The sequence below is a fragment of the Pandoraea pulmonicola genome, assembly GCF_000815105.2.
GTDB lineage: Bacteria > Pseudomonadota > Gammaproteobacteria > Burkholderiales > Burkholderiaceae > Pandoraea > Pandoraea pulmonicola.
In genome coordinates this window covers 2,709,139-2,734,942 of record NZ_CP010310.2, presented here as the reverse complement: position 1 = coordinate 2,734,942, position 25,804 = coordinate 2,709,139, and the positions used below count along the sequence as shown (strand labels likewise).

Genomic DNA, 25,804 nt, shown 5'->3' with positions numbered 1-25,804 from the left:
TGCCAACCGCCCGGGAACGCCCGTCGCGCCGTGTAAAACGGCGGTCGCACCGGCCGGCCGCCCGTCCGGTGTCACCTATTTGCCACAGTGACCGTCCGAAGAACGACTCTGGTTGGGGTTCAGACGCAGGCCGAACAGGCCGAACGATCAGATTGCTGGACAGGCTCGGGAAAAGGGGCTGGTCGCCGCGAGCGCGAGATGCCGCAGGACCTCACACCGGCCGAGCGGGCGGAGCTTTCGCGGCTGCTGGGCAAAGTGTTGGCGAACCTCACGCGCGCCGAGTCCGAATGCCCGCCGTGAACAATGCGAACGACGCTTGCCGTGTACAGGGCAATCAGTCGGAAGCCCGCACGCTGCCCGCCTTCGCCGTGGCCTGGTCCGCCGGCAAGTAGCTGAATGGCCCAGGGGTGGTGACGCTCATGTCCACATGCACGATCGGCAGGAATCGCCCGGTCTGCTCCATATAGTCCTGCTGAATGAACTGCGCGCTGTTCAGGTACCCGTTCGAATAGAAAAGAGCTTCGAGCGGAATCTGCGTGGGGATGTCCTGTGGCCATGGCGCTACGATGGGCTCGTTCCACTTATCGACATCGCGCTTGATCGGGTGAGGCAAGGTCCCGCGAGCCTCGATGCTGAGATCGAAGGCGGCGGTGTCCGCGCCGAGCGAGCATGCTTGTTCCGCCCCTGTCTTGGCAAAGTTGGCTTGCCAGGCCGCAAGCGTGAATATGCCCTGCTCCGCGCACGGTCTGCTGAGTTGGGAAGTGTGAATGCCGCACCTGTCCGCACGGTTGCCGGTGAAACCGTCCGTCGGATAGATGCAGCGCAAGACCAGCGGCGTCTGCGCGGGCGCGCCGAATGCCCGCATGATCATTCCCCCCCCACCCAGCCAGGCGATATTGCTGCGAGCGTCTGCCCGCGCGTAGGTGAACGACACGCCATTGGTTCTGATGGAATTCGGACTCGGATTCCAGGCATGGAACGCGGTGGTGGCGGTAGCCACCCGCATCATGACACCGTTGCACATGTACGCGGCCAACCCGTTCGGGCACGGTGTGGTGTCGGCATAACGCTTGTTCAGATCGTTGGCGACCTTGAACCCGTAATCGAGCTGATCGCGCTCGTCGTAACCGAATGCCGACCCGCCGCCCGAGACTAGCGCTGCGCGCAGAATCGGCACCCACTGGCTCGTGGCCTCGAAATACGCACGCTGGTAGCGCTGCGCTTGGGTCAACTGGCCACCGTTGTTCACGTCATAGAAGAATGCTTCGACCGGCAGCATTGCCGGCCGCGTCGGGTCCCAAGCGGCCACCAGCACGCCGTCGACGCCAGGCGCCGCGGGCGGCATCACCCGGTTGTGTGCCTCCAGACTCTGGCTGAACTGCGCCGCACTCTCCGCACTGAACGAGCATTGCGTATTCGGATCATTGCCCGAGGCACGGTAGCGGGTCTCCCATTGGCTGGCGTTGCTCACCCCGACGCCCACGCATGACGAGTCGTCCTGCGCGTCCTGGTTGGGCGGCAGGGGCTGGCCCGTGAGATTGCAGCCGTAATTGGGCGTACCCGCCGCCGGCGTCACCGCCACGGGGTAGGCGCATCGCACTGCGTAGGGCTTGCCCCAACCGATGGCGGTGAGCGCGTCCGCGAAGATGACACCGGCGCTGGAAGCGAGCTTGTCCGTATCGACGTCGCGCCGCAGATAGGCGAATTCCACCGACTGCAGTGCTTGCTCGTCGCCAGTCAGTGTCCAGAACTGGTCGCTCGCCGGCAGGCCCCTGATGACGACGCCGGAGCAATACCACGCCGGCTTGCCGACGCCGCACGTCGCGACCGTCGATTGATAGCGCCGGTTGATCAGCGTCGCGACGTCGGTGCCCGTCAGCGCCACCGCCGGCGCGGACCAGGCGCAGCCGGCCAGGACCAGCCATGCCACGACGGCCCGCCAGCGCGAGACCCACGTTGGGGCCAGATGCCCAGGTTTCCGGCAATGCGTCATGATCCCTCTCCGTGAACAACGACGCTTGCCACGCGCAGGAAATCCGGCAGGCCGAACTCGGCATCCGATGACGGTTCGAAAGGGATGCACTGCTTCGATGGGGAGCTTGCGCCGCTACGGCATGGGAACACAAATGCCCCCGTGCGTCACCTATCAACGCTGACGGGTAACGCTCGCTGCTTCTGTCGCGGTATGCTCGTTGACAAAGATGTTGCGACGACCGGTTCCGGCGATCCCGTCTTGCCGCCTCATGCGGGTTTGCGCGAGCGCGGCGAGGCGGACTTGCGCGGCTTGCGCGGCCGCGGCTCGATCCCGACGCGCGGATCGCCCGCGAGGACCAACGCCACCGCGCGCTGCGCGACAGCCTCGAACGACGGCTCCGATTGCGGTACGTACAACCACTTCCCCAGCACAGGATGCGGCCGCAACGCCGGCATCTCTTCGATCAGCGACGCGTGATGCACGTGCGACGTGCACACCAGCAGCCCGTCCCAAGGCGCATCCTTGTCGATCACGGCGAGACACTGCAATCCATTCACGTACGCCGCGTCCGCGCCGAACATTCGCTTGTGCACAAACGTCTCGTTGTGTTCGAACGCGTCGAAGATCCAGAGAAGGGAATTGCGAATGGTGGAAGGCATCGAGGGTGAATGGCGCGAGCTGGTCGTGGTAGACGAAATCCGGGCGGCAATCGGTTCAACCGCTCGCCGCCGCGCGCAGCGGTTGCGTCTCCGGGCGCGGCTCGTTCATGGGCATGATGCTCTCCGGCGTATAGCGCATGCAACGATTGCGCCCGGCTGCCTTGGCCTGATACAGCGCACGGTCCGCCCGTTGCACGAGCGAGGACAATTCGCCCCGCGAGCGCTCGTCGCACGCGATGCCGATGCTCACCGTCGCCCCGACTGCCTCGCCCTGCACCGTGCGCCCCGCGCGTTCGAAGGCTTCGCGCACACGCTCCGCGATGGTCTGCGCCTCGGCAGCGCCCACGCCCGGCAGGAAAAGCGCGAACTCCTCACCGCCGTATCGTCCGAAAATGTCGTCCGCCCGCAGTTGTTGCGTCGCCGTACGCGCGAACAGCAGCAGCACCGTATCGCCGAACGGATGCCCGAAGGTATCGTTGATCCGCTTGAAGTGGTCCAGATCGAGCAGCAGCAAGGCCACCGGCGAGCGTGCGGCGCTATGCCGACGCATCTGTTCGCGGGCAAGGCGCGTGAACTCGGGACGGTTGAAGGCCTGCGTGAGGCCGTCGCGCGTGGCGGCCCGATGCAGCGCGATCTCGGAGCGCTCCTTGCCGAGCGAGACCATCAGGAAACTCGCGACCACGATCAGGACCAGCATTTCGGTGGTGGCGACCTGCGGCCCGAACCAGGCGAGAAAGACGGGATCGGCCGGGCCGAGCCACACGAGCGCCATTGCGCGTGCCGCATAGAACACGCCGTGCAGTACGGCGACCACGGCCAGGACGATGCTGCTGGGCAACCTTCGCCCGGATGCCTGCCAGAACTCCTTGGCCGCCATCAGGCTGTAGAAAGCCAGCAGCGAGAAGAACAACACGCCGCCGCTCCAGGCGTCGAGCGGCCGCGCGAACAGCCAGGTTCCCCACAGCAGCACGGCCGGCCCGCCGAAGACGGCCACCCACTGCACGCTGCGCGCATAGAAGCGGCGCGCGCCGCTCCAGACCATGGCGAACGCGAGCGTTGCCACGGCGTTGCCCAGCGGGTAAAGCACCGCGAGCCGCGTGCTGCGGGCGGCGAGCAGGTAGAGAACGGGGGAAAACGTGGCGAGCAGGAAAGCGAGGCTCCACCAGCGCGGGGACTCGGCCTCGTCGCGGCGCAAGGCGTCGAGCATGAACAGGATCCCTGTCGCAATGCTCAACAGGAAGGTCACAAACTGTAAGGTCGGCAGGTCCAGCGCCGGTAGCGACAAACCAAGAGCCATGCTCCATCCCCCGTGCGCATCCCCTCGCCCGGGCACGACCGCCCGATGCGCAATGCGCGATGTGTGAAGTACGGGGATGGAAAACCTGTGCGAGACGTCAGCGGTTTCGCGAAACGCTCCGCGCGCTGCCGGCATTCCCGGAATTCAACTCTGCTCCATACCCATGCGGCGGGATTCTAGCACGCCGCGATGAGAACACCGGCCGTCTGGCCGACCGGAAGGCCTCCACGGAAAGTATCGTCGAAGTGTCTCGCTGGAATGCTTCACATGTCCTGGCGACGCCGCGCCGACAACGCCCCCGCCGTCTGGATCACGAGGTCGGCAAAGCGCCGTTCGTCGCGCCCGGCGTTCCAGCGCACGCGCGGCACGGCGATGTTGATGGCGCCGATGGCGCGCCCCTCCTGATTGACGACGGCCGCCGCGGTCGAAATATCGCCCATGAAGAACTCGTCTTCGGTATGCGAATAGCCTTGTTTTCTGATCTTGGCGAGGCGCTCCCTGATCTTCTTCGGCTGCGTCACGGTCGCCGGCGTGAACTGCACGAGGTTGGTACGCTCGAGGATGTCGTCGATCTCCGCATCGTCGAGCGTGGCAAGCATGGCCAAGCCCGGCGCCGTGCAGTACGCGGGCAGGCGCGAACCAACGATCACGTTCGCATTGAACACACTGCGACTCACGATCCGCAACACGAAGACGATATCAGTGTCGAGCCGCACGGTGAGGTTGGTCGCCTCCTCGGTCTCCGCCGCCAGTTGCTGCAGGTACGGCGCCGCACGGCTCACCAGCTCGTTCGAGACAAGATAGTGATAGGTGAAATCGAGCAGCTTGGGCGAGAGCTCATACTTCTTGCTCTGAGGGTCCTTGAGCAAATAACCCAGGGCGGATAGCGTGAAGGTGAAACGTTGCGCCGCACTGATATCGAATCCTGTCGCGGCTGCGATTTCCGAAAGCGAAAGATGACGCTTCGAACCGTCGAAGGCGGTCAGCACTTTCATCGCCTTCTCGACGGACTGAACGTAGAGGGTCGACTCGGCCGGCGAGCCGGACAGGATCGGCGTATCGACAACGGCAGCCGCTTTGGCGCGGGCACGAGGTGTTTTGGTGGTGGCCACAGTGATGTTGGATTGGGGGCAGGCAGTTTCGGATTATCTCATAAACATAAAGCTCTATCTTTATGCGATAAGAGTTAGGTCGCCAATCGTCCCGCACTGCCTTGGATCGAGGTCGCCCCCCCTCTCTCGCACTGTCACCCGCCCCGCCGGACCGGGGCCCCTTTCCGCCTCTCAAACATAAACCCAACTCGCTGCAGAAAGGGGCCCCGGTCCGGCTCCCCACCTCTTTGCCCCCCAGTCTTCTTCACATGCCTTTGGTGTTATTTTGCTTTGGTCATGTCCCATGCCGGGGCCGTGTCGCGTGAAAGCAAGTGCTTTCGAATACGCTCCGATGGCGTGGTCTCGAAACGCACCGTCTCGCGATAGTATCGTGGTCGCTGGTAGCTGGCGAGCTTGTCCGCCGCCCATTGCGACAGCACCGTCCACTCCAGCACCTGACCCTCGCGAAACTGCACGTAAAGCATGATGTCCTGCTCGCCTATATCGCTCGCCACTCCAATGGCCGCACACGCCGCCACAGCCGGATGACGCGCAAACACACGCTCGATTTCCCACGCCGACACGTTCTCGCCTCGCACCCGCATACTGTCCGTGCGCCGGCCGATGAAAACCAGACTGCCATCTGCACCCCGCCGCGCACTATCGCCGGTAAACAACTTGCCATCGCGCAATGCCTTGGCCGTGGCCTCGGGATTGTCGAGATACCCCGGCAGGAATACACCCTCCACCTCGCTGGACAGCACGATCTCGCCCGGCTCCCCATCCGCCACCGAACTGCCGTCGTCGTCAAGCAACTCCAGCGTCAGCCACGGTAAGGCATGGCCGATGGAACCCGGCACGTCAGCGTCGTTGAGTGTGGCGAAACTCGAGCATTCGGTCATGCCGTAACACTCCCGCAACGTGCATTGAAGACGCTCGCTCGTCGCTCGCCACGCGCTCGCCGACACCCCGGCGCCCCACGCCACACGAAGACTGTTTTGCGCCGGCTGCGCGTCGCGCGGCAACTGCATGAGAATGTCCAGAATGCCACCCAGATAATGCAGGTGCGTGGCCTGCGCCGCCCCGCACTGCGCCCAGAAACGACTCGCGGAAAAGCGCTCCACGATATGCATCTCGACGTCAGCCAGAAACGGCAACAGCAACATTTGCGCCCCGCCGATGTGGCACAGCGGCTCCCACAGGAACAAGCGGTCACCGTCGCGCGCATCGGCCACTTGCAACGCCGCCTCGCTCGCAATGCGCATCATCCGGTGCGTGAACAATACGCCCTTGGGCGCGCCGGTCGTTCCCGACGTGTAGATGATGCACAGCACGGATGCCGGCGTCAGTGCGGCCGCTCGTGGCGCCATGCCCGCGAAGGCGTCGGCCTGCGCCATGACGTCGGAGAGCATCCGGCGCACGACGCTCGGCCCGTGATGCCCCGGCTGCCGAGCCGCCAGCGCAACGCCGGCGTCGAGCACCTCCGCGAACGCCGGTTCGGCAATCAGCAGTTTCGGCTTGGCATGCCCGAGCAGATACTCGATGCCATCCCCTTTGAGCCGCGTGTTGACCGGCACCCACACGAGTCCCGAGAGCATCAAGGCATAGATCAGCGCGACCTGCGCCGCGCTGTTGCCAAGCATGACCGCCACGCGATCACCGGGCACCAGGCCCTGCGCGGCCAACCACCCTTGCATGGCGCCCACACGGGCAGCCATCTGCGGGCGATCGATCGCGTCGCCCTCGAATACGACGACGGGATGAGTCGATGCGCCGCGCAAGCCCGCCATGAGCAGCGGCACGACATCGAGCCGGTCGCCCTCGGCCCGCTGGGGGAAGTACTTTGTATAAGGATGTGAAGCGGTTTGCGGTACATCAAACATCGACGCAGACTGTGCGCTCGACGGCGCAACTCGGGCAACATTGGAGATGGGCATACGGAAATCCGCGGATATCGGTAATCAATAGCTCTTGCGTTTGAAGATCGAAGACAGCCACACGACGAAGGCCATCAGGAACACAAGCGAGGTCGCCACGGCAGCAAGCGTCGGGGTGACCGCAAGCTGGATGTCGTCCCACATCTGCTTGGGCAGCGTGGTGTTGATGCCGCCGGACACGAAGATCGCGATGGTCAGGTCGTCGAACGACACGATGAACGCGAACAGAAAGGCGGACCCGAGGCTCGCCGCAAGCAACGGCAGCAGTACGGTGCGCACCCGCGTGAAGGCCGACGCGCCGAGCATCTTGGCCGCGTCGTCGAGCCGCCAGTCGAAACGCTTGAAGCTCGCGGACAGCGTGACCACCACGTAAGGAATCGCCAGCACGGTATGACCGATGACGAGCCCCGCGTTGGTGCCGGCCAACTCCCACCGGGCGAACAGATACAGCAATCCGACCGCCACCACGATGCGCGGCACGATCAACGGTGCGATGAAGACGGCGAACAGCGGCTTGCGCCAGCGCGACGGCAGGCGCACAAGCGCAAGGCTCGCCCCGAAACCGAGCACGAGCGCAAGCGCGGCCGTGGCGAACCCCACACCGAGCGAGCGCAGCAACGCGGCCTGCCACACGCTCGATTCGAGAAACGCCACGAACCACTTCATCGTGAACAGTTCCGGTGGGAACGCCACGAACGATTGCTTGGTGAACGCCAGCGGTACCACGAAGGCGATCGGCAGCACCAGCGCCAGCACGATCACCCAGGTGTAGGCCTTCAAGCCAAAACCGCCGTGTGCGCTTCCCCCTCCGCCACGCGTGAACGACAGCTTGCCCGCCAGACGTCCGACCGTCATCAGCACCGGCACCAGGCGGCCACCCTGCCCGCCGCCGCGGCGCTCGGGCGCTTCGCCGGCGAGCGACGACAGGCCGACCACGCGGTCGTACACGAAGAACACGACGATGGAACACAGCAGCAGGACGGTCGAGAGCGCCCCGGCAAAGCGCAGATCGAACAGTTCCAGCACGGAGGAAATGACGAGCTGCGCCACCATCGATTCACGCGGCGAGCCAAGCAGCGCCGGCACGATGAAAAAGCCCAGGCTCGTGATGAAGACGAGCAGCCCGGCCGCCGCCGCACCCGGCCCGGACAGCGGCAGGAACACCGTGAAGAAGCCGGTGGCGCGATCGGCGCCGAGTGTCTGCGCCGCCTGCACGAGCTGCATGTTGATGCCGCGCATGATGGGCAGCATCGTCATCACGGCGAGCGGCAGCATGGCGTGGACCATGCCGATCAGCACACCGGTCAGCGACGGCGCGAGTGTTCCCGCGCCATCGAGCAGCCCGAGGTGCGTCGCCACCAGGGTGAGCAGACCGGTCTTGGACAACAGCAGCATCCACGCATAGGTCTTGACGAGATAGCTCGTCCAGAACGGTAGCACGATCCACAGCAGCCAACGCTCGCGCGAACGCGCCGACAGACGCGCCAGCAAATACGCGACGGGATAGCCCAGCAGGACGCTGAGCGCGGCGGTCAGGAATGCAATCCAAAAGGTGGACGCAAGCACCTTCACATACACGGCCGAATGCGTCATCCGGGCGAACTGGGCGACCGACAGCACGCCATCGCCGTCGTACAGCCCGCCTTGCAGGATCTCGACGACCGGCACGATGAAGAACACCGCGAGGAACAACAACGCGGGCAAGGCCGGCAACCACCGGGCCAGATGCTTCGGCCAGGCAATACGGGCCCCCGCCTGAGGCAGGCGTTGAACAAGCCACATGGCAAATACTCCAGATGCTAACGACTTGGCGAATGTTGGAAGCTCAGCGCGTGAGCAACGTGGCGCGTCCATGGTCCCACGCGAGCCCCACGCGATCGCCCACACGCGGCGTCAGCTCGCGCGGACAACGCACCGTGAAGGCGGCGCCCTCGCCGTCGCCGGCGCCATCTGTCCGATGCGCGCCGTCCCGGCCGAGCGAGACGATGGCGCGCGTATCCGAACCCAGGAAAACCACTTCCCGGATCGTGCCGGCAAGCGCCCCGTCTTCGGGCGAGGTCAGTCGCGCCGCCTCCGGGCGCACCAGCAGGCTCGCCTCGCCGGCCGACGGCAGATCGGCGCTCGGGCCGACCGGCACTAGCCGATCACCGACACGCAGCGCAACGCGGCCGTCCGCCAATCGTTCGACCACGCCGTCGAGCAAGTTCGAATGCCCCAGGAAGTCGGCGGCGAAGCGCGTGGCCGGCCGGTCGTACAGCTGTGCCGGCGTGCCGATCTGCTCGATGCGCGCCTGGTTCATCAGGCAAATGCGATCGGAGAGCGTGAGCGCCTCGTCCTGATCGTGCGTGACGTAGATGAAGGTTGCGCCCAGTTCCTGATGCAGCCGGCGAATCTCGAGCTGCATGTGCTCGCGCAGTTTCTTGTCGAGCGCGCCGAGCGGTTCATCGAGCAGGATGATCGACGGACGAAACGCGAAGCAGCGCGCCAGCGCGATGCGTTGCTGCTGGCCGCCCGAGAGCTCGGACGGAAGGCGCTGCGCGAATGCCTGCATCTTCACCATTGCCAGCGCCGCATCGACTGCCGGCGCGAGCTCGGCGCGCGGCAGCTTGCGCATGCGCAGACCGTACGCCACGTTTTCCCAGACACTCATGTGCGGAAAGAGCGCATAGCTTTGGAAGACCATGCCGATGCCCCGCTTGCCGGGCGCATCGTGCGTGGCGTCGCGCCCGTCGATGAGCAGTTGTCCCGCGCTCGGTTCGACCAGTCCCGAGATCATCTGCAACAGCGTGGTCTTGCCCGAACCGGACGGTCCGAGCAGCGTAAGAAACTCTCCCGCCGCCACCCGCAGGTCGGTCGGCAGAAGCGCGGGGGTCTCGCGATAAGTCTTGGCAAGACCGATGGTTTCCAGTTTGGTACTCATGTTCTGCTCATCCTGCTCCGTGACGCCCGACGACTTACGACAACAGCCACGCGTTGAAACGCTCGGTGGCCTTCGTGCGATTCTCGGCCCACCATTGCGGGCTAGGCAGACGCATGCCCTTGAGGTTGGCGGGCGCGGTCGGCAGCAGCGGTGCGCGATCTTTCGGAATGGCGTCGAACGCCTTGAGGTTGGTGGGACCGTACGCGAGATCCTGCGTGATCAGTGCCTGACGCGCCGGATCGCCGCAGAAGCGCACGAACTGGCGGGCGAACTCGGCGCGCGGCGTGCCCTTCGGGATCCCCCAACCTTCGATGGAATAGAGGCCCTGGTTCCAGACGATCTTCACCGGCGCCTTGTTGTCGATGGCGGCCTGCGCGCGGCCATTCCACGTCGACATCATGTCCACGTCGCCGCTCTGGATCGCCTGCATGGCCTGCGCGCCCGACGTCCACCACAGATTGATGTGCGGCTTGATGCGGTCGAGCGACTTGAACGCGCGATCGAGATCGAGCGGGTACAGCTTGTCGATGGGCACGCCGTCGGCCATGAGGGCTTGCTCGAGCGTGTCGAGCGGGCTGCGACGCAGCGAGCGACGGCCCGGGAAGCGCTTCACGTCCCAGAAGTCGGCCCACGTCTGCGGCGCTTCCTTGGAGAACTTGTCGGTGCGATAGGCCAGCACGGTCGAATAGACGTCCACGCCCAGCCAGTCGGCCGTCACGGCCTCGGGCATGATGCCCGGGAAGTCGGCCGCCTTCATGCCGACGGGCTCGAGAAAGCCCTTCGATTCGAGATACGGGATATCGGCCGAGAGTGTGAGCGTGGTCACGTCCCACACGAAGTTCTTCGTCTGCACCATTGCCGCGAACTGCGCCACCGGCTGCGAATCGCGCGCCACACTGACCACCTTGATGCCGGTGGCTTTCTCGAACGGATCGTAGAACGCACGGCGATAGGCGACGGTGTACGGACCGCCCGGGTCGGAAACGATCAATTGCCTGGCCTGCGCATGCGCGATGCGCGATGCCGCCATCGGCAGCGCACCGGCCAGCGCGGTAGCGCCGGCGACTTGCAGCAAACGGCGGCGGGACGGGTTTTGCGGGTCGTGCGAATAGGACATGGGTAACTCCGCTAACGTGTGGACAGGCGCGACAGGCATGCCCGGTAGTGGTGAATGCCGCGCCGCGCCCGGCTCGGTGGCGCATGGCGCGCGCGGCGAGACGCCGCTCGACGGCGGCTTTCGTCGTCAGGCGCTTGCCGCCCCGGTCCTGGCCGCGCGCTTGGCAAAGAACTCGGCCATCATGCGCGCCGGCTCGCCCGACTCGTACGACTCGCGCTGAATGCGCATGCCCGCCGCGATGGCGTCCTGGAACGTGCCTTCGGTCATCTCGCGGAAGCGCTGCTTGTCCAGACGCATCGCCACCGGCGGCTTGGCGGCAAGCTCCGTGGCAATCTCCAGCGCCTTTTCGAACACCTTGTCTTCCGGCACCAGGTGATGGATGAGGCCGAGACGATGACACTCCTCGGCGTCCATCAGACGGCCGGTGAGCGTGAGCTCGATCGTGCGCGACAGACCCAGCATGTGATTCATGATCCACGGGCCGGTCGTGCTCGCGATGCCGGCATTGATCTCCGGCTGCCCCATGCGCACGCCCGGATGCCCGACGCGTATGTCGCCGAGCAGCGAAACCTGGAACGCCGAGCCAGCGGCCGTGCCGTTGAGCGCCATGACGAGCGGCTTCTTCAGGCTGCGAATCACGTCGTAGTAGTGCTCCCAACCCTTGATCCATTCGATGGCCGTGTCGCCGTCGAAGTGCTTCGCCTCGGCCAGATCCTGCCCGGCGGAAAACGCACGCCCCGCCCCGGTCATGATCACGGCGGCCACGCTCTCGTCGGCGTTGTAGCGCTGCAGCGCCGCAATGATCAGTTCGCGCATGGCAATGGTCCAGGCGTTGAGCGCCTGCGGACGATTCAAGGTAATCACCGCCACCTTGCCAACCTGCTTGAAGAGAACTTCCTGCTCCGTTTGCTTTGCTGTCTCGCTCATTTGAACTCCAAAGGCACGAACGCGTGCATTGAAAGACGATCATGCGACCATCGCACAAATCGCTAAACAATTATTTCAGTGCAATAACTGTTATCTGAAAGCAATATAGTTATTTCAAAAAAATGGTGCAAGCCGATTCGATTCAGGGTTTACCTCATGCGGGTTGCACCTCGTCCCGACGAAGACACGGGCGTGGACGTGACGACGCCAGTCGCCGCATGCCGGGCACTCATGCGAGCGTCGGCAGAACGGGCCGATGGCGGACGCGAGACATCCGCCTCGGTCAGACGACGATGGCTGTGGGGGATAGCGCGGATGAAAGCAACGGGAAGACGCCGCCGAGGCGTTCGGCACCGGCACGTTTCGCGTCGAGGCGAAGGGGAAAACGGGGGAACCGATACGGTGCGAGTGCGTGCGGCGGGATCGGCAAGTCGGTTGCCGATGGACGTTCAGGAGAAGCGCAACGCACCGCGGATACGGCGCGTCACGTGAGGATCGTGTGTGAGGTCTGGAGCGGAATTACCCGGCCTGCTTCTGCTTGCGCATCCGCTTGATGGCCTGCAATTGGGCGACGGCTTCCGCGAGTTCTGCCTGGGCCTTGGCGTAGTCGATGTCGTCCGATTGTTGTTCAAGCAACGCCTTCGCTTCCTCTCTCGCGCGCTCGGCACGCGCCTGATCGAGACTGTCGGCGCGCATGGCCGTATCGGCGAGGACCGTGACCCGGTCGGGCTGGATCTCCACGAAGCCGCCCGCGATATACAGAAACGTTTCCGTGCCGTCCGCCGCCTCGATGCGCACGGTTCCCGGACGGATGCCGGTAAGCAACGGCGTATGTCCGGGCAGTACGCCCAGTTCGCCGGCCGTGCCCGGCACTTCAACGAAGCGCGCTTCGCCCGAGAAAATCGAACGCTCGGTGCTGACCACGTCCACCTTGATGAATGCCATTCGTATCACTTCTCCCTGCAACGCCGCCTGGACGTCGCCATTTCAATATCGACTTCACCCACTCCCCTGGCCCGCGGATCCCCGTCGGACACGCGCTTTTCGTGCGAGGCCCCGAGTGGGCGGACGAGCGGTCTTCTTGTCACAGTGTACGCGGCGGCGGCACGTCGAGCTCGGCGGCCATCTTCATGAGCGACGCCCAGATCGGCGCCGTCAGATCGATGTGATCGTGATGCTTCCTGCGATTTTCCGCTTCGTACTCGCCCGGGTATCGCACACGATCGAAGCCCGGTTGCGGCGGGCACGACGTCAGATATTCGATGAACGCCTCGACCTCGTGCGAGCGCCACGTCGCCGAGAAATCGACCTGCGGGTTGAGCACGATGGCGAACATGTTGTTCGTCGCGACGCCGGCGCGCGGGTGTTCCGGCTGAATCGTGCCGCCGCCCGAGAGCACACCCGCGAGCAGCTCCGCCACGATGCCGAGCGCATAGCCTTTGTGTGCGCCGAACGGCAGCAACGCACCGAAAGGTTCCTCGAACAGCGTGCTCGGGTCGGTCGACGGATTGCCGTAGCCATCGATGAGCGAGCCGACCGGCGCCGACTTGCCTTCGGCGGCCAGCACCCGCGCCTTGTTGATCGCGATGGCGCTCGTCGCCATGTCCACGACGAGCGGCGGCCGATCGTTCGGCAGCGGACCGGCGAAGCACAGCGGATTGGTCGTCAGACGCGGTTCGCTGCCGCCATACGGCGCGACCATCGGCTGGCGGTTCGTGACGTTCGCGAAGGCCATGAACACCAGCCCCTGCTGCGCGGCCATCTCGCCATACTGCCCCATCCGGCCCAGGTGATGGCTGTTGCGCAGCGTCAGGATCGACACCCCCTTGTCGAACGCGCGGGCGATCGCATGCTCGACGACGAACTTGCCCACATGCTGACCGAAACCGCGGTTGCCTTCATAGAGCAGCAGATTGCCGTGATCGGTGAGCACCGTCGGTCGGCCGGTCGGATTGACCTGCCCGTCTTCGAGCACCTTGCGGTACGTCGGCAGAATCGACAGGCCGTGACTCGCATAGCCGACGCGGTCCGACTCGACCAGGTGCTGCGCCACGTCCAGCGCGATATCGTCGGGCACGCCCTGCGCGAGCAGCAGCTGCTTGCCGAACTCGGTGGCATCTTTCAGAGGGATTCGCATGATGACTCCATTACTCCATTACTCCATTACTCCTTTACTCCCTTTACTCCCTTTCGACTGCCACACGTCACAACCAGCCGAGCCAGCGCCAGTAAGTCGCGCCGAAGAGCAGCAGCATCGCGTAACCGATGATCGTAACCACGATACCGACCCTGGCGAACTGCTTCGCGGTGAAGGTGTCGGTGCCCAGGCACACCATGTTCTGCGGCGCGTTGATCGGCAAAATGAAACCGAAGCTCACCGTGAAGCCGAGCAGCATCGTCATGCCCAGCCGGTTGAAATCGCCCGGCAGTGTCTGCAGCACCGAGATCAGGATCGGCAGCATGGCCGAGGTCAGCGCCGTGGCGCTCGCGAAGCCGAGATGGATGAGAACCAGGAACGCCGCCAGAATGGCGAAGACCCACAGCGTCGGGAGCGAGTCGAGACCGGTCGCCGCCACCACGTGATTGCCGAGCCACTGCCCCGCCTGCGTGGTGAGGAGCGCGGTGCCGAGACTGATGCCAACACCGAATACGATCACGGTGCCCCATGGAATGCGCGATTGCACCTCTTTCCAGGTCATCACGCCGAAGCGCGGCAGCATCAACGCCACCAGGCCGACGTAGGTCACCGACGTGGTATCGAAGCGGTGCAGCTTGCCCTCCGTCGCCCAGAACAAAAGCAGACCGATCGACACGGCAAGCAGGCGCTTCTGTGCGCTCGTCATCGGCCCCATTTCTCGCAGCTGCGCTTCGACGGCTTCCTTGCCGCCGGCAATGGCGTCGGCCTCGGGCGGCATCATGCGGAGCACGAGGACCACGAGAATCACCGACATGATGACGGCCCACGGCGCACCGGCGACGAGCCATTCGGCCCAGGTGATGCGCGAGCCCAGCATCTTGTCCATGAAGCCGACCGTCAGCAGGTTCTGCGCGGCCGCCGTCTGAATCCCGATGTTCCAGATGCTGGTGGCCTGCGCCACGATGATCATGATGCCGGCCGCGATGTTCGAGCGCTTGTCCACGCCGAACGCGGCAATCACGCCCATCATGATCGGCACCACGCACGCGCTGCGCGCAGTGGCGCTCGGCACGACGAGCGAGAGCAGGATGGTCACGGCGATGGCGCCGACCATGACGCGTCGCGTGCTGGTGCCGATTCTGGAGAGGGTGACCAGCGCGATGCGACGATCGAGTCCGGTGAGCGTCATCGCCGCGGCAATGAACAGCGCACCGGCGACCAGCGCAAGCGCCGAGTTGGAGAAACCGGCCAGCGCCATGCTGATGGCGCGCGACGTGCCATATTCGACACTCGGATCCTGCACCGTGGGCGCGGTGCCCACGAGAAACGCCATCAGCGAGGTGATGATGATGGCGCTGGCTTCATAGGAAACGGCTTCGGTGATCCACACTACCACCGCGAACGCGAGAATCGCCAGCATGCGATGCCCGGCGACCGGCAGATCATCGGGCATGGGGATCAACAGCACGGCGATCAGGACGATCACACCCGCTATCAGTCCGATGGGAACCGCTTTCTTCTGAGGGAGACTTTGCACAGAGACTTCAGGCGTGCTCATAGGGGCTCCGAAACGGAATGGCATGCCGGCAGTCGGCATGTCTGGAGGAAATGCCACGCTTGAACTGCGGATTAATCCTAACCGCTTTGAACTTGGCGAGGCAAGCGTGGGGGAGAAGCAAAACAACGAGGGAAACAGCAAGAAGAACGGCACGCAAGCGCATGCGCGACGCGCGATCCGGCAAGGCGAACCCGATTAGAAATGGAGCCCGAAGTACTCGGGAGCGCCGGCAAACAACGGCGCTTTCGACGCCGAGTTTGCGAGCGCGTGATGCCAGACCGTCTGATAGAGGCCGGTGAGACCCGCACGCGGCCCGGTGATCAGACCCGATGCGGGATGCGTCACGCCTGCATTGGCGAGCGTGTCGTTCAATGTTCTGCCGCTCACGACGATCGGATCGGCCGCCCATGCTCCCGCTTCCCCGAACACGTCGTGCCACGGCGTCGGTGCGGCGCCGACGAGCGCCGGCGGAGGAGAGCCCGGCGGAGCAAAGGCCGAAGTCCTGGTGGCACGCTTCACGCGCGCGCCCCGAGACGACCGGGCGCCGTGCGCAGCGCTGGCCGCCACGTGCGACTTGATGACCGAAGGCTCCGATTGACCCGGAGCGTCCGGCGAATTCGCGGTGCGTGCCGACGCCGGCAGCCAGACGCAATACAGCAATGCCAGCGCCATCGTGGCGCCCATGAGGCAAGAGTACGACTTCGTCATGACATCCTCGAGTGTCGGCGGTACATCCCGCCTGTCTTGCCACTTCCACAGCAACTTTCGGGCCACTAAGGACAACATGTTGATTCGTATGCACTTCCAACCTCATCATTCGCGTCATGTCGGAAAGGTGTCCCGGGAAGTGTTTCATTTGAGAAACATCCATCCGCCGCGGCGGCATTGCGGCGATACGCCATGGACGACCTCGTGGGCCAGTCCCAACGCACCGGTGAAACGTTGATCGACTTCCGACGCCTTCGATTCTCGTCCCGTGTTCCGTCTGGCACATTGATGTGCGTCAATGAAAGTGCACGACCGTGCGAAAACCCGGATTGACGGACCGCTTGGCGGATGAAATGGCCGAGATGCCACAAAGCATGCGAGGGACTTCCTGAACCACGATCGGAGCGTTCCGAATCCATGGGGCCGCACCGACGTGGCGTGCGGCTCTCTGGCACAATCGCTCAACGTGACACGCACGGTTCGACGCACGTTTTCCGCATGCGCGCGCCGCGTGTCGCCAGACAACAAGGAGTCAGCAATGCCCCAGTTCGATGTGGATCTTTTCGTGATCGGCGCCGGTTCCGGCGGTGTGCGCGCGGCGCGCGTGGCGGCGCAGTACGGCGCACGGGTGAAGGTGGCGGAAGAGTATCGCGTGGGCGGTACGTGCGTCATTCGCGGCTGCGTGCCGAAGAAGCTGCTCGTCTACGCGAGCCGTTTCGCGGACGAATTCGAGGACGCCGCCGGCTTCGGTTGGCAAGTGCCCTCGCCTTCGTTCGACTGGAAGACGCTCATCGCGAACAAGGACCGCGAAATCGCCCGGCTCGAAGGCATCTATCGCACGAATCTCGAACGCGCCGGCGCGCAACTCATCGAGGCACGTGCCGTCGTCGAAGGCCCGCACACGGTGGTGCTGCCTGCCACCGGCGAGCGCGTCACGGCACGCAACATCCTGATCGCCACGGGCGGACGTCCGGCCGATCAGCCGCATTTCGTCGGCCGCGAACATGCGATTTCGTCGAACGAAGTGTTTCATCTGGAGACGCTGCCCGAGCGCATCACGATCATCGGCGGCGGATACATCGCCATCGAATTCGCCGCCGTCTTCGCCGGGTTGGGCGCGAAGGTCACCCTGGTGCATCGTGGCCCGCATCTGCTGCGCGGGTTCGACGAAGACGTGCGCACGACGCTCGAAACCGACTACAAGGCGCGTGGCATCGAGGTCCTTCTCGAGCGAACCGTCGAGCGCGCGGACAAGGTGCAGGACCGGCTGCGTGTGACGCTCTCCGACGGCAGCACGCACGAAGCCGACGTGCTGCTGAGCGCGGCCGGGCGCGTGCCCTACACGCAGGGGCTCGGCTTGGCGGCGAGCCGCGTCGCCCTGAACGAACGTGGTGCCGTGATGGTGGACGAGTTCTCGCGCACCAATGTGCCGTCGATCTTCGCCGTGGGCGACGTCACCGACCGCGTGAACCTCACGCCGATGGCCATTCGCGAGGGCCAGGCGTTCGCGGATACCGTCTTTGGCGAGCGGCCGACGCGCGTGGATCACAAGCTGATTCCGACGGCGGTATTCGGCACGCCGGAAATCGGTGTCGTCGGCCTCACCGAGAGCGAAGCGCGGGCGCAATATGCGCAGCTCAAGGTGTACAAGGCGAGCTTCCGTCCGCTGAAGGCCACGTTGTCGGGACGTCAGGAAAAAACGCTGATGAAGCTACTGGTGGACGGCGCGACCGACAAGATCGTCGGGGCGCACATGGTTGGCGATCATGCCGGCGAGCAAGTCCAGTTGCTCGGCATCGCACTGTCGATGGGCGCGACCAAGGCCGACTTCGACCGAACGCTCGCCGTCCATCCGACCTCGGCCGAAGAATGGGTCACGATGCGAACGCCGGTGGCGTGAGCAGGTGAGCGCACGGCACGTCAAAGGCACTGATACCAGACACCGAAGATCGCGACCGGCGTGAGCGTGAGCAGCAGCACACGCCACACCGGCGTGAACCACTGGGCACGCGAGCCCTCGAGCACCGTGCGCGCGGCCGGCCAGATGCGTGCGCCGACGAAGATCGCGACGCATAGCCCGCCCGCGGGCATCAGCAGATTCACCGTCACGAAGTCCATCAGATCGAAGATCGTGCGATCGAACAGACGAACGTGCGACCACACCCCGAACGACAATGCTGCTGGCGCACCGAATGAAAACGTGGCGACAAGCACCGCGGGCACGGCCGAAGCACGCTGCCATCGGTATTCGTCGATGAGAAACGCGGTGACGGGCTCGAAGAGCGAAACGGCCGACGTGAGTGCGGCGAAGAGCAGCAACAGAAAGAACGCGATGGCCACGAGATGGCCGAATGGCATCTGCGCGAAGATCGCGGGCATCGTGATGAACGTCAGCCCCGGGCCGGCATTGGGCGCGACGCCGAAGGCGAACACCGCCGGCAGGATCATCAGCCCGGCAAGGCAGCAGGCCAGCGTCGCGAGCGTGGCGACCCAGACTGCGGAACCCGCCAGTCGCGCGTCCTTCGGCAAATAGGAGCCGTACGCGACGATCATGCCCGCACCGAGCGACAGCGAGAAGAACGCCAGTCCCAACGCTTCGAGCAGCGTGTTGCCTGAGATGGCCGAGAAGTCCGGTGTAAGGAACCACGCCACGCCCGCAATCGCGCCTGGCAGCGTGAGCGCACGCACGATGACCAGCAACATCAGCACGAAGAACGCGGGCATCAGCCATTTTCCGGCGCGCTCGATGCCCTTCTGCACGCCGGCCGCGACGATCGCCGCCGTGAGCATCAGGAACACCCCCATGCTCGCGAGCGACGCCACCGGATCGGCAATGAACGACGAAAACTCGCCGACCAGATGCGCGGTGTCGCGCGAGAGCACCGTGCCGGTGACCGCACGGAAGAGGTACGCCACCGTCCAGCCGCCGACTACGACGTAGAACGACAGGATGGCAAAGGCGTTGAACGTGGCGATCCGCCCTACCCAAGCCCAGCGGCGTCCGCCCAGCTCACGTAGCGCTGTGGTGATCGATTTGCCCGTCAGGCGCCCGATGGTCATCTCGGCAAGCAGCAACGCCACGCCAAGCGTCAGGACACAAGCGAGGTACACCGCGAGAAAGGCGCCGCCGCCATGCTCGCCCACGACGTACGGGAACTTCCACACCGCACCGAGACCGACGGCCGAACCGGCCGCCGCCAGCACGAACCCCATTCGTGATCCCCATGTGGCCCGCCGCGCCGTGCTCGATGCGGCGGGCGCGGCTGCGGGTGTTGCAGCAGGTGTAATCGGCAAATGGGACACGTATTTCCTCCGGGAACGGCCGTGCCTGCGCCGCAGAACGATGTCTGCACAGCGGTGACACGACACAGGTCATGGAATGGCGTCAGGCAGATTACTGGTACGACACCGCAACGTTGCGAGGAACGGGCGGGACATGGGCAAGATGCGTGCACCAGCGCGTGACACCACAAGGGTGGCCGAAGAGTCTACGCCGGAAAAGGTGCAGAGGCTTTAGGAAAGCACCCAAATGAAGGGTGTTCTACCAGGCAACCGCCCGGAAGCCGAAGCACCGGGCGGAGGAAGGACCGGCCTCAGTGGCCGAGCGGCACTTCACCGGCTGATGCGGAACGCGTGCCCGGCGTCGGCGGGTTGCTCTGGCCGCGATAGGCGAATACGACCGAAAACTTTGTGGTGTCGCCCTCGTTGCGGCCGGCGGCATGAAACAGCCCGCTGTGGAACAGCACGACGTCGCCCTGCGCGAGCTGCACCTGCTGGCCGCGTGCAACGAGCGGCTGGTTATCCGGTTCGTCAGGGCGCAGAAAATCGAGCGAATCGAGTTGATGCGGCTTGAGTTGTTCGCGATGCGAGCCGGGGATGAAGCGCAACGCGCCGTTCGCGCGAGTTTCCGGCCCGAGCGCGAGCCACACCGAGACGAGCGAGTTCTGGGGGAACGACCAATAGCGGATGTCGCGATGCCAGCCGGTGGCCGTGCCGAAGTGTAGATGCTTGGTCATCACGCAGTTGTGATGCGCCAGCGTAAGCACGACGTCTTCGCCGAAGATCTGTGCGAGCGACTCGACGAGTTCCGGACGCGTCGCCCATCGGCGCAGTGCATCGCCCCGGTCATACGCCTTGAGCAGGCGTCGGACCGTTTGCCCGCCTTCGGCGTCACGCGAACTCGGCGCCCCGGCATAGCCGACATCCGCCTCGAACTCCAGCGGCCCCGACGCCGCCGCCAGTTGGGCGCGGGCATCGGCCAGAATCGCCTCGCACTCGGCCTGCGCAACATAGCGCGGAAGGATCAGATACCCCTCGTTACGGAAGGACTCGAGTTGCGATGCGGTAAGCGCCATGATGGTCGGCGAAGCAAGCAATAAACGGCTGGTTGGGGGGAGTTTGGTCGCTGATACAGGGAAATCGGGAGCTATGACGAAACCGTGGCACAGGCAGGCGCACGGCGGCGCGCTCAGGCGGCGCGTTTGCGCCGTCGTGGCGGAAGCTCGGCGGCCGGCTGGGGTTCGGGCTGAGGCACATCGGTCCCGGGCAGCGAGGCTTGCGGGTTTCCGGCAGGACGCGGCGTGTCGACCACGCTGCGCAGGCGGTCCAGCTCACGCGTGAGCTTCGCCAGTTGGTACTCGAGCTGGCAATTGCGGCGGTACAACGTGCGCATTTTCTGGCTGAGCGCCTGCGTCTGCGTCCAGTACTCCGGATACATGACGAATCGCCCGTCCGGGCGCTCGACGACGCCCAGCCCGCTCTGCCCCATCACGTCGATGGTTTCCAGCGCGTAACGTCGAACTTTTTTTACCGTACCTGCCGCCATTTATTTTCTACAGTCCCAGCCTGAGAGAGTCAGGCGCGGCATTTTGCCATGAATTCGCCCCGGCCGGGCGGCAAACCCACGCCGGGCCGGAGAATATTTTTTTGGCCGCCGGCCCCGTCCGGCGGGGCTGTGCGGCAAATCTGCCCGAAATGGCACCCGATCCGCCGCCTTTGTGCCGCGATCGTCAGCGCTTTGGCGTCTTGTCCGTGTCGATCGAGACCGGGTCGCTCGCAGGGAAGGTTTCCTCCAACCCTTCGTCAAGGCGCTTGCCCTGGGTATTGCGCGAGGCAGGCACACGCGTCGGCTTGTCGATGCCAATGGAAACCGGATCGCTCGCCGGAAACGTTTCCTCGAGTCCCTCGTCGAGGTCGCGTTCCACCTCGTCTTCCTGATGGGGACGCTGTGGACTGGGCTTGCGGGTATCGCTCATCAAGTCCTCCGCTCGTGAAGGCCGCGCCGGGCGCGACCGTTCCCTACACTATACCGCGAGCTGCGTACCCACGCGTGGCCCATGGCGTCTCGCGGTGCGGCGATCACGACACGGCGGTGGCGGGCGTGAGGCGCTCGCGGTGGCGGGACAGCGCTTCACGAACGAGTGCATGCATGTCGTTGGCTGCCGGCGTCTCGGCCAGCGCCAGAATCTGGGCACGCATGCGCGGATCCCAGAACTTGTGCAGATGCGCTGCGACTTCGGCCATGGCTTCTTCGCGATCCGGCAGGGATTCGAAGAAGTCGGCGATGCGATTGGCCATACGCACGAGGTTATTGCCGTCCATCGAGTGTTTCGCTCCTACGTTGCTGCGTTGCCATGCCGATTGCCTATGCCCGGGCGCCGCCGTCGAGCGCCGCCCCACCGGTATAGACGACGCACTGCTCGCCACGCACGAATCCCACGAGCGTGACGCCGGCCGCCGCCGCCGTGCGCACGGCCAGCGCCGTGGCCGCCGACACGGCAGCCACCATCGGAATGCCGACCTGTGCGGCCTTTTGTACGATTTCCACGCTCGCCCGGCTCGTCATGAGCACGAAGCCGCCATCGAATCGGAGATCCTGGCGCGCGAGCGCGCCGATGAGCTTGTCGAGCGCGTTGTGACGCCCCACGTCCTCGCGCAAGCAGAGGATTTCGCCTTGCGGCGAGCACCATGCCGCGCCGTGAACCGCGCCGGTCACGGCGTTGAGCCGTTGATGCGCCGCGAGGCCGGCATGCGCCGCCGCGAGCGCCGCGTGCGACACACGCAGTGGCTCGCCCGCGGTCGGCAGCGGCCGCAAGACCTGATCCAGACTCTCCGTGCCGCACAGGCCGCAGCCGGTGCGCCCCGTCAAATTGCGCCGACGCGCCTTGAGACCGGCGAAGGCGCGCGAGGACACCTCAAGATGGGCGGTGATGCCCTGCGTCGTCGCCGAGACGTCGACGCCGTAGCACTCGCGCCGATCGTTCAGAATCCCTTCGGACAGGGCGAAGCCAAAGGCGAAGTCTTCGATGTCCGCGGGGCTCGCAAGCATCACCACGTGGGAGATGCCATTGAACTCCAGCGCCACGGGCACTTCTTCCGCCAGTTCGTCGCCAGCGTGTTGCCATGCGCCATGGCGGAAGCGGCGCACGTCGAAAGACGCATGCGTCGTCAGATTTTCCGGATCGAGCGCGGCGGGCGCCACGTCGCAGGCGGCGCCGACCGGCTTGCCGTCGGGAAAAGCGTCGCGACCGGACTGCCGATCGCGCAAAGGGTTGGACATCGTCAAACACGAACTCCGGAGATCGCCGCCCTACTTCGCCGAAACCGGCTCGGACGGGTTACGGGCCGCATCGAGCAATTCGAGCTGCGTGCGGTTGAACGTCGAATACTTCGCCTGCCATGCCGACGGCTGCACCACCGGCAATACCTGTACGGCCGTGACCTTGTACTCGGGACAATTGGTCGCCCAGTCCGAGTTGTCGGTGGTGATGACGTTCGCCCCCGACTCGGGGAAGTGGAAGGTCGTGTACACCACGCCCGGCTGCATTCGCTCGCTGATCAACGCTCGCAGCACCGTCTCGCCGGCACGGCTGCGAATGCCGACCCAGTCGCCATCCTTGATGCCGCGCTCCTGCGCGTCGTGCGGATGGATTTCGAGCCGGTCTTCGTCGTGCCAGTGGACGTTGTGCGTGCGGCGCGTCTGCGCCCCGACATTGTATTGCGAGAGGATGCGGCCCGTGGTGAGCAGCAACGGGTAGCGCGGCGTGACCTTTTCGTCGGTCGGGACGTAACGCGTGATGATGAAGCGTCCCTTGCCGCGCACGAAACTGTCCACGTGCATGATCGGCGTGCCGTCGGGCGCGTCCTCGTTGCACGGCCACTGCAGGCTGCCCATCCGATCGAGCTTTTCATAGCTCACGCCCCGGAACGTCGGCGTGAGACGCGCGATCTCGTCCATGATCTCCGACGGATGCGAATACGGCATCTCGTAACCGAGGCGCCCGGCCAGCGCGATCGTCACCTCCCAGTCGGCCATGCCGGGCACGGGCGCCATCACGCGGCGCACACGCGAGATGCGGCGCTCGGCGTTCGTGAACGTGCCGTCCTTCTCGAGGAACGTCGTGCCGGGCAGCAGCACGTGGGCGTACTTGGCCGTCTCGTTGAGGAAGATGTCCTGCACGACGATGCACTCCATGGCCTCCATCGCGGCGGCCACGTGCTGTGTATTCGGATCGGACTGGACGATGTCTTCGCCCTGGCAGTACAGCCCCTTGAAGCTGCCATGGATCGCCGCGTCGAACATGTTCGGAATGCGCAGCCCCGGCTCGGCCTGCAGCGTGACGCCCCAGGCCGCTTCGAATTCGCCGCGCACCAACGAGTCGGCCACGTGCCGATAGCCGGGCAACTCGTGCGGGAACGAGCCCATGTCGCACGACCCCTGCACGTTGTTCTGCCCGCGCAGCGGATTCACGCCCACGCCTTCGCGCCCCACGTTGCCCGTGGCCATCGCCAGGTTGGCAATGCCCATGACCGTGGTCGAGCCCTGCGCGTGTTCGGTCACGCCCAGGCCGTAATAGATGGCGGCATTGCCACCGGTCGCATACAGACGCGCCGCGCCGCGAATCTGCTCGGCGTCCACCCCTGTCACGACGGCCACGGCCTCGGGCGAATTCTCAGGTTGCGCCACGAACTCGCGCCACTGCGCGAAGGCGCGATCTTCGCAACGCTCGGCAATGAACGCTTCGTCGAGCAGTCCTTCGGTGACGATCACATGGGCGATGGCGTTGACCATGGCCACGTTGGTGCCCGGGCGCAACGGCAGATGGAACGCCGCCTTGATGTGCGGACCGTCGACGATGTCGATGCGGCGCGGATCGATCACGATGAGCTTCGCGCCCTCGCGCACGCGGCGCTTGAGCCGCGAGGCGAACACCGGGTGACCGTCGGTCGGGTTCGCGCCCATCACGAGGATCACGTCCGAATGCTCGATGGACTTGAACGTCTGTGTGCCGGCCGACTCGCCGAGCGTCTGCTTCAGGCCATAGCCGGTCGGCGAATGGCAAACGCGCGCGCAGGTGTCGACGTTGTTGTTGCCGAACGCCGCGCGCACGAGCTTCTGCACGAGGTACGTCTCCTCGTTCGTGCAACGCGAAGACGTGATGCCGCCGATGGAATCGCGCCCGTACTTCGCCTGAATGCGGCGGAACTCCGACGCGGCGTAGTCGAGCGCCTCATCCCACGACACCTCGCGCCACGGATCGGTGATCCGGCTGCGGATCATCGGCTTGGTGATGCGCTCCTTGTGGGTCGCGTAGCCCCACGCAAAGCGGCCCTTCACGCAAGCGTGGCCCTCGTTGGCGCGACCGTCCTTGTACGGCGTCATGCGCACGACCTCGCCGCCCTTCATTTCCGCCTTGAACGCGCAGCCCACGCCACAATAGGCACACGTCGTCACGACGGCGTGTTCGGGCTGGCCCATCTCGATGACAGTTTTCTCCTGCAGCGTAGCCGTCGGGCACGCGGCCACGCACGCGCCGCACGAGACGCACTCGGAGTCCATGAACGGCTGGTCCTGGCCGGCCGAGACGCGCGCCTCGAAGCCTCGCCCCGAAATCGTCAGCGCAAACGTGCCCTGCGTCTCTTCGCATGCGCGCACACAGCGATTGCACACGATGCACTTCGACGGGTCATAGGTGAAATACGGGTTCGACTCGTCCTTGGCGCTGTTGAGATGGTTCTCGCCGTCGAAGCCGTAGCGCACCTCGCGCAGTCCCGTCACGCCCGCCATATCCTGCAGCTCGCAGTCACCGTTGGCGGCGCACGTCAGGCAATCGAGCGGGTGATCGGAGATGTAGAGCTCCATTACGTTGCGGCGCAGGTCCTGAAGCCTGGGCGACTGCGTGCGCACCTTCATGCCCGACTCCACCGGCGTGGTGCACGACGCGGGATAGCCGCGGCGCCCCTCGATCTCGACCAGGCACAGCCGGCAGGAGCCGAACGGCTCGAGCGAATCCGTGGCGCAGAGTTTGGGGATGTTGACGTCGCCGCCCGCGGCGGCGCGCATGATCGACGTGCCAGCCGGCACGGTGACCGTCCGACCGTCGATCTCCAGCGTGACGCCCACCTCGCTCTCGCGCGGCGGCGTGCCCATGTCCCGGTCGTGGCCCGGCGTGACGTATGCGTTCGGATGAATCATGTG

The 25,804-nt window shown here is 65.1% G+C and carries 22 protein-coding genes; 2 read left to right on the top strand and 20 right to left on the bottom strand.

The window, feature by feature from the left end; all coding sequences use genetic code 11:
• Window positions 1–334: 334 nt before the first annotated feature.
• The 12 genes from RO07_RS12065 to RO07_RS12010 form a co-directional block, all read right to left on the bottom strand.
• A complete protein-coding gene (locus tag RO07_RS12065; RefSeq protein ID WP_052267217.1) occupies window positions 335–1,993 on the bottom strand; it encodes a hypothetical protein in 1,659 nt (552 codons plus the stop codon).
• 248 nt (window positions 1,994–2,241) lie between these two features.
• Window positions 2,242–2,634, bottom strand: a complete 393-nt coding sequence (locus tag RO07_RS12060) for a hypothetical protein (RefSeq protein ID WP_039411001.1) — start codon at window positions 2,632–2,634, stop codon at window positions 2,242–2,244.
• A gap of 55 nt (window positions 2,635–2,689) precedes the next feature.
• On the bottom strand, window positions 2,690–3,931 hold the full coding sequence (locus tag RO07_RS12055) for a GGDEF domain-containing protein (RefSeq protein ID WP_072637022.1): 1,242 nt from the start codon (window positions 3,929–3,931) through the stop codon (window positions 2,690–2,692).
• A 263-nt stretch (window positions 3,932–4,194) separates the two neighbouring features.
• Complete coding sequence (locus RO07_RS12050) at window positions 4,195–4,983, bottom strand: IclR family transcriptional regulator (protein WP_052267574.1); 789 nt, start codon at window positions 4,981–4,983, stop codon at window positions 4,195–4,197.
• A gap of 320 nt (window positions 4,984–5,303) precedes the next feature.
• A complete protein-coding gene (locus RO07_RS12045) occupies window positions 5,304–6,905 on the bottom strand; it encodes an AMP-binding protein (protein ID WP_039410999.1) in 1,602 nt (533 codons plus the stop codon).
• A gap of 78 nt (window positions 6,906–6,983) precedes the next feature.
• Window positions 6,984–8,741 (bottom strand): ABC transporter permease subunit, encoded by a 1,758-nt coding sequence (locus tag RO07_RS12040; protein ID WP_039410998.1) that lies wholly within the window; start codon window positions 8,739–8,741, stop codon window positions 6,984–6,986.
• Window positions 8,742–8,784: 43 nt separating this feature from the next.
• Entirely contained in the window at window positions 8,785–9,879 is a 1,095-nt protein-coding gene (locus RO07_RS12035) for an ABC transporter ATP-binding protein (RefSeq protein ID WP_039410996.1), read from the bottom strand.
• A 34-nt stretch (window positions 9,880–9,913) separates the two neighbouring features.
• On the bottom strand, window positions 9,914–10,996 hold the full coding sequence (locus tag RO07_RS12030; protein WP_039410994.1) for an ABC transporter substrate-binding protein: 1,083 nt from the start codon (window positions 10,994–10,996) through the stop codon (window positions 9,914–9,916).
• Window positions 10,997–11,122: 126 nt separating this feature from the next.
• Complete coding sequence (locus RO07_RS12025) at window positions 11,123–11,923, bottom strand: enoyl-CoA hydratase/isomerase family protein (protein ID WP_039410993.1); 801 nt, start codon at window positions 11,921–11,923, stop codon at window positions 11,123–11,125.
• 519 nt (window positions 11,924–12,442) lie between these two features.
• The gene (locus RO07_RS12020) at window positions 12,443–12,868 is read right to left on the bottom strand and encodes a F0F1 ATP synthase subunit epsilon (protein ID WP_039410991.1); all 426 of its coding nucleotides are present in this window, start codon (window positions 12,866–12,868) and stop codon (window positions 12,443–12,445) included.
• 139 nt (window positions 12,869–13,007) lie between these two features.
• Window positions 13,008–14,060 carry an Ldh family oxidoreductase gene (locus RO07_RS12015; RefSeq protein WP_039410988.1) on the bottom strand — a complete coding sequence of 351 codons (1,053 nt, stop codon included), beginning with the start codon at window positions 14,058–14,060 and terminating at the stop codon, window positions 13,008–13,010.
• 67 nt (window positions 14,061–14,127) lie between these two features.
• Window positions 14,128–15,618, bottom strand: a complete 1,491-nt coding sequence (locus tag RO07_RS12010; RefSeq protein WP_039410987.1) for a DASS family sodium-coupled anion symporter — start codon at window positions 15,616–15,618, stop codon at window positions 14,128–14,130.
• Between the two features lie 22 nt (window positions 15,619–15,640).
• On the opposite strand from RO07_RS12010, the gene RO07_RS25915 reads away from it, so the two are divergent.
• A complete protein-coding gene (locus tag RO07_RS25915) occupies window positions 15,641–15,817 on the top strand; it encodes a hypothetical protein (RefSeq protein WP_157118202.1) in 177 nt (58 codons plus the stop codon).
• Here RO07_RS25915 and RO07_RS12005 read toward each other — a convergent pair.
• Window positions 15,814–16,326 (bottom strand): hypothetical protein, encoded by a 513-nt coding sequence (locus RO07_RS12005; RefSeq protein ID WP_115088821.1) that lies wholly within the window; start codon window positions 16,324–16,326, stop codon window positions 15,814–15,816. The two genes, RO07_RS25915 and RO07_RS12005, sit on opposite strands and share 4 nt — an antisense overlap.
• A 538-nt stretch (window positions 16,327–16,864) precedes the next feature.
• Here RO07_RS12005 and gor point away from each other — a divergent pair.
• On the top strand, window positions 16,865–18,226 hold the full coding sequence (gene gor / locus RO07_RS12000; RefSeq protein ID WP_039410983.1) for a glutathione-disulfide reductase: 1,362 nt from the start codon (window positions 16,865–16,867) through the stop codon (window positions 18,224–18,226).
• Window positions 18,227–18,246: 20 nt separating this feature from the next.
• Here gor and RO07_RS11995 read toward each other — a convergent pair whose 3' ends face one another.
• The 7 genes from RO07_RS11995 to fdhF all read right to left on the bottom strand — a co-directional run bounded on the left by RO07_RS11995 (window position 18,247) and on the right by fdhF (window position 25,801).
• Window positions 18,247–19,539 (bottom strand): sodium-dependent transporter, encoded by a 1,293-nt coding sequence (locus RO07_RS11995; RefSeq protein WP_039410980.1) that lies wholly within the window; start codon window positions 19,537–19,539, stop codon window positions 18,247–18,249.
• Window positions 19,540–19,919: 380 nt separating this feature from the next.
• Window positions 19,920–20,681 carry a phytanoyl-CoA dioxygenase family protein gene (locus tag RO07_RS11990; RefSeq protein WP_039410979.1) on the bottom strand — a complete coding sequence of 254 codons (762 nt, stop codon included), beginning with the start codon at window positions 20,679–20,681 and terminating at the stop codon, window positions 19,920–19,922.
• Between the two features lie 113 nt (window positions 20,682–20,794).
• A complete protein-coding gene (locus RO07_RS11985) occupies window positions 20,795–21,151 on the bottom strand; it encodes a hypothetical protein (RefSeq protein WP_072637020.1) in 357 nt (118 codons plus the stop codon).
• Window positions 21,152–21,335: 184 nt separating this feature from the next.
• Window positions 21,336–21,581: a hypothetical protein gene (locus RO07_RS11980; protein WP_039410976.1), complete on the bottom strand. Its 246-nt coding sequence runs from the start codon at window positions 21,579–21,581 to the stop codon at window positions 21,336–21,338.
• A gap of 103 nt (window positions 21,582–21,684) precedes the next feature.
• Window positions 21,685–21,927, bottom strand: a complete 243-nt coding sequence (locus RO07_RS11975) for a formate dehydrogenase subunit delta (protein WP_039410974.1) — start codon at window positions 21,925–21,927, stop codon at window positions 21,685–21,687.
• A 43-nt stretch (window positions 21,928–21,970) separates the two neighbouring features.
• Window positions 21,971–22,885 carry a formate dehydrogenase accessory sulfurtransferase FdhD gene (gene fdhD, locus RO07_RS11970; RefSeq protein ID WP_084072573.1) on the bottom strand — a complete coding sequence of 305 codons (915 nt, stop codon included), beginning with the start codon at window positions 22,883–22,885 and terminating at the stop codon, window positions 21,971–21,973.
• A gap of 30 nt (window positions 22,886–22,915) precedes the next feature.
• On the bottom strand, window positions 22,916–25,801 hold the full coding sequence (gene fdhF, locus RO07_RS11965; RefSeq protein WP_039410972.1) for a formate dehydrogenase subunit alpha: 2,886 nt from the start codon (window positions 25,799–25,801) through the stop codon (window positions 22,916–22,918).
• Window positions 25,802–25,804 lie beyond the last annotated feature (3 nt).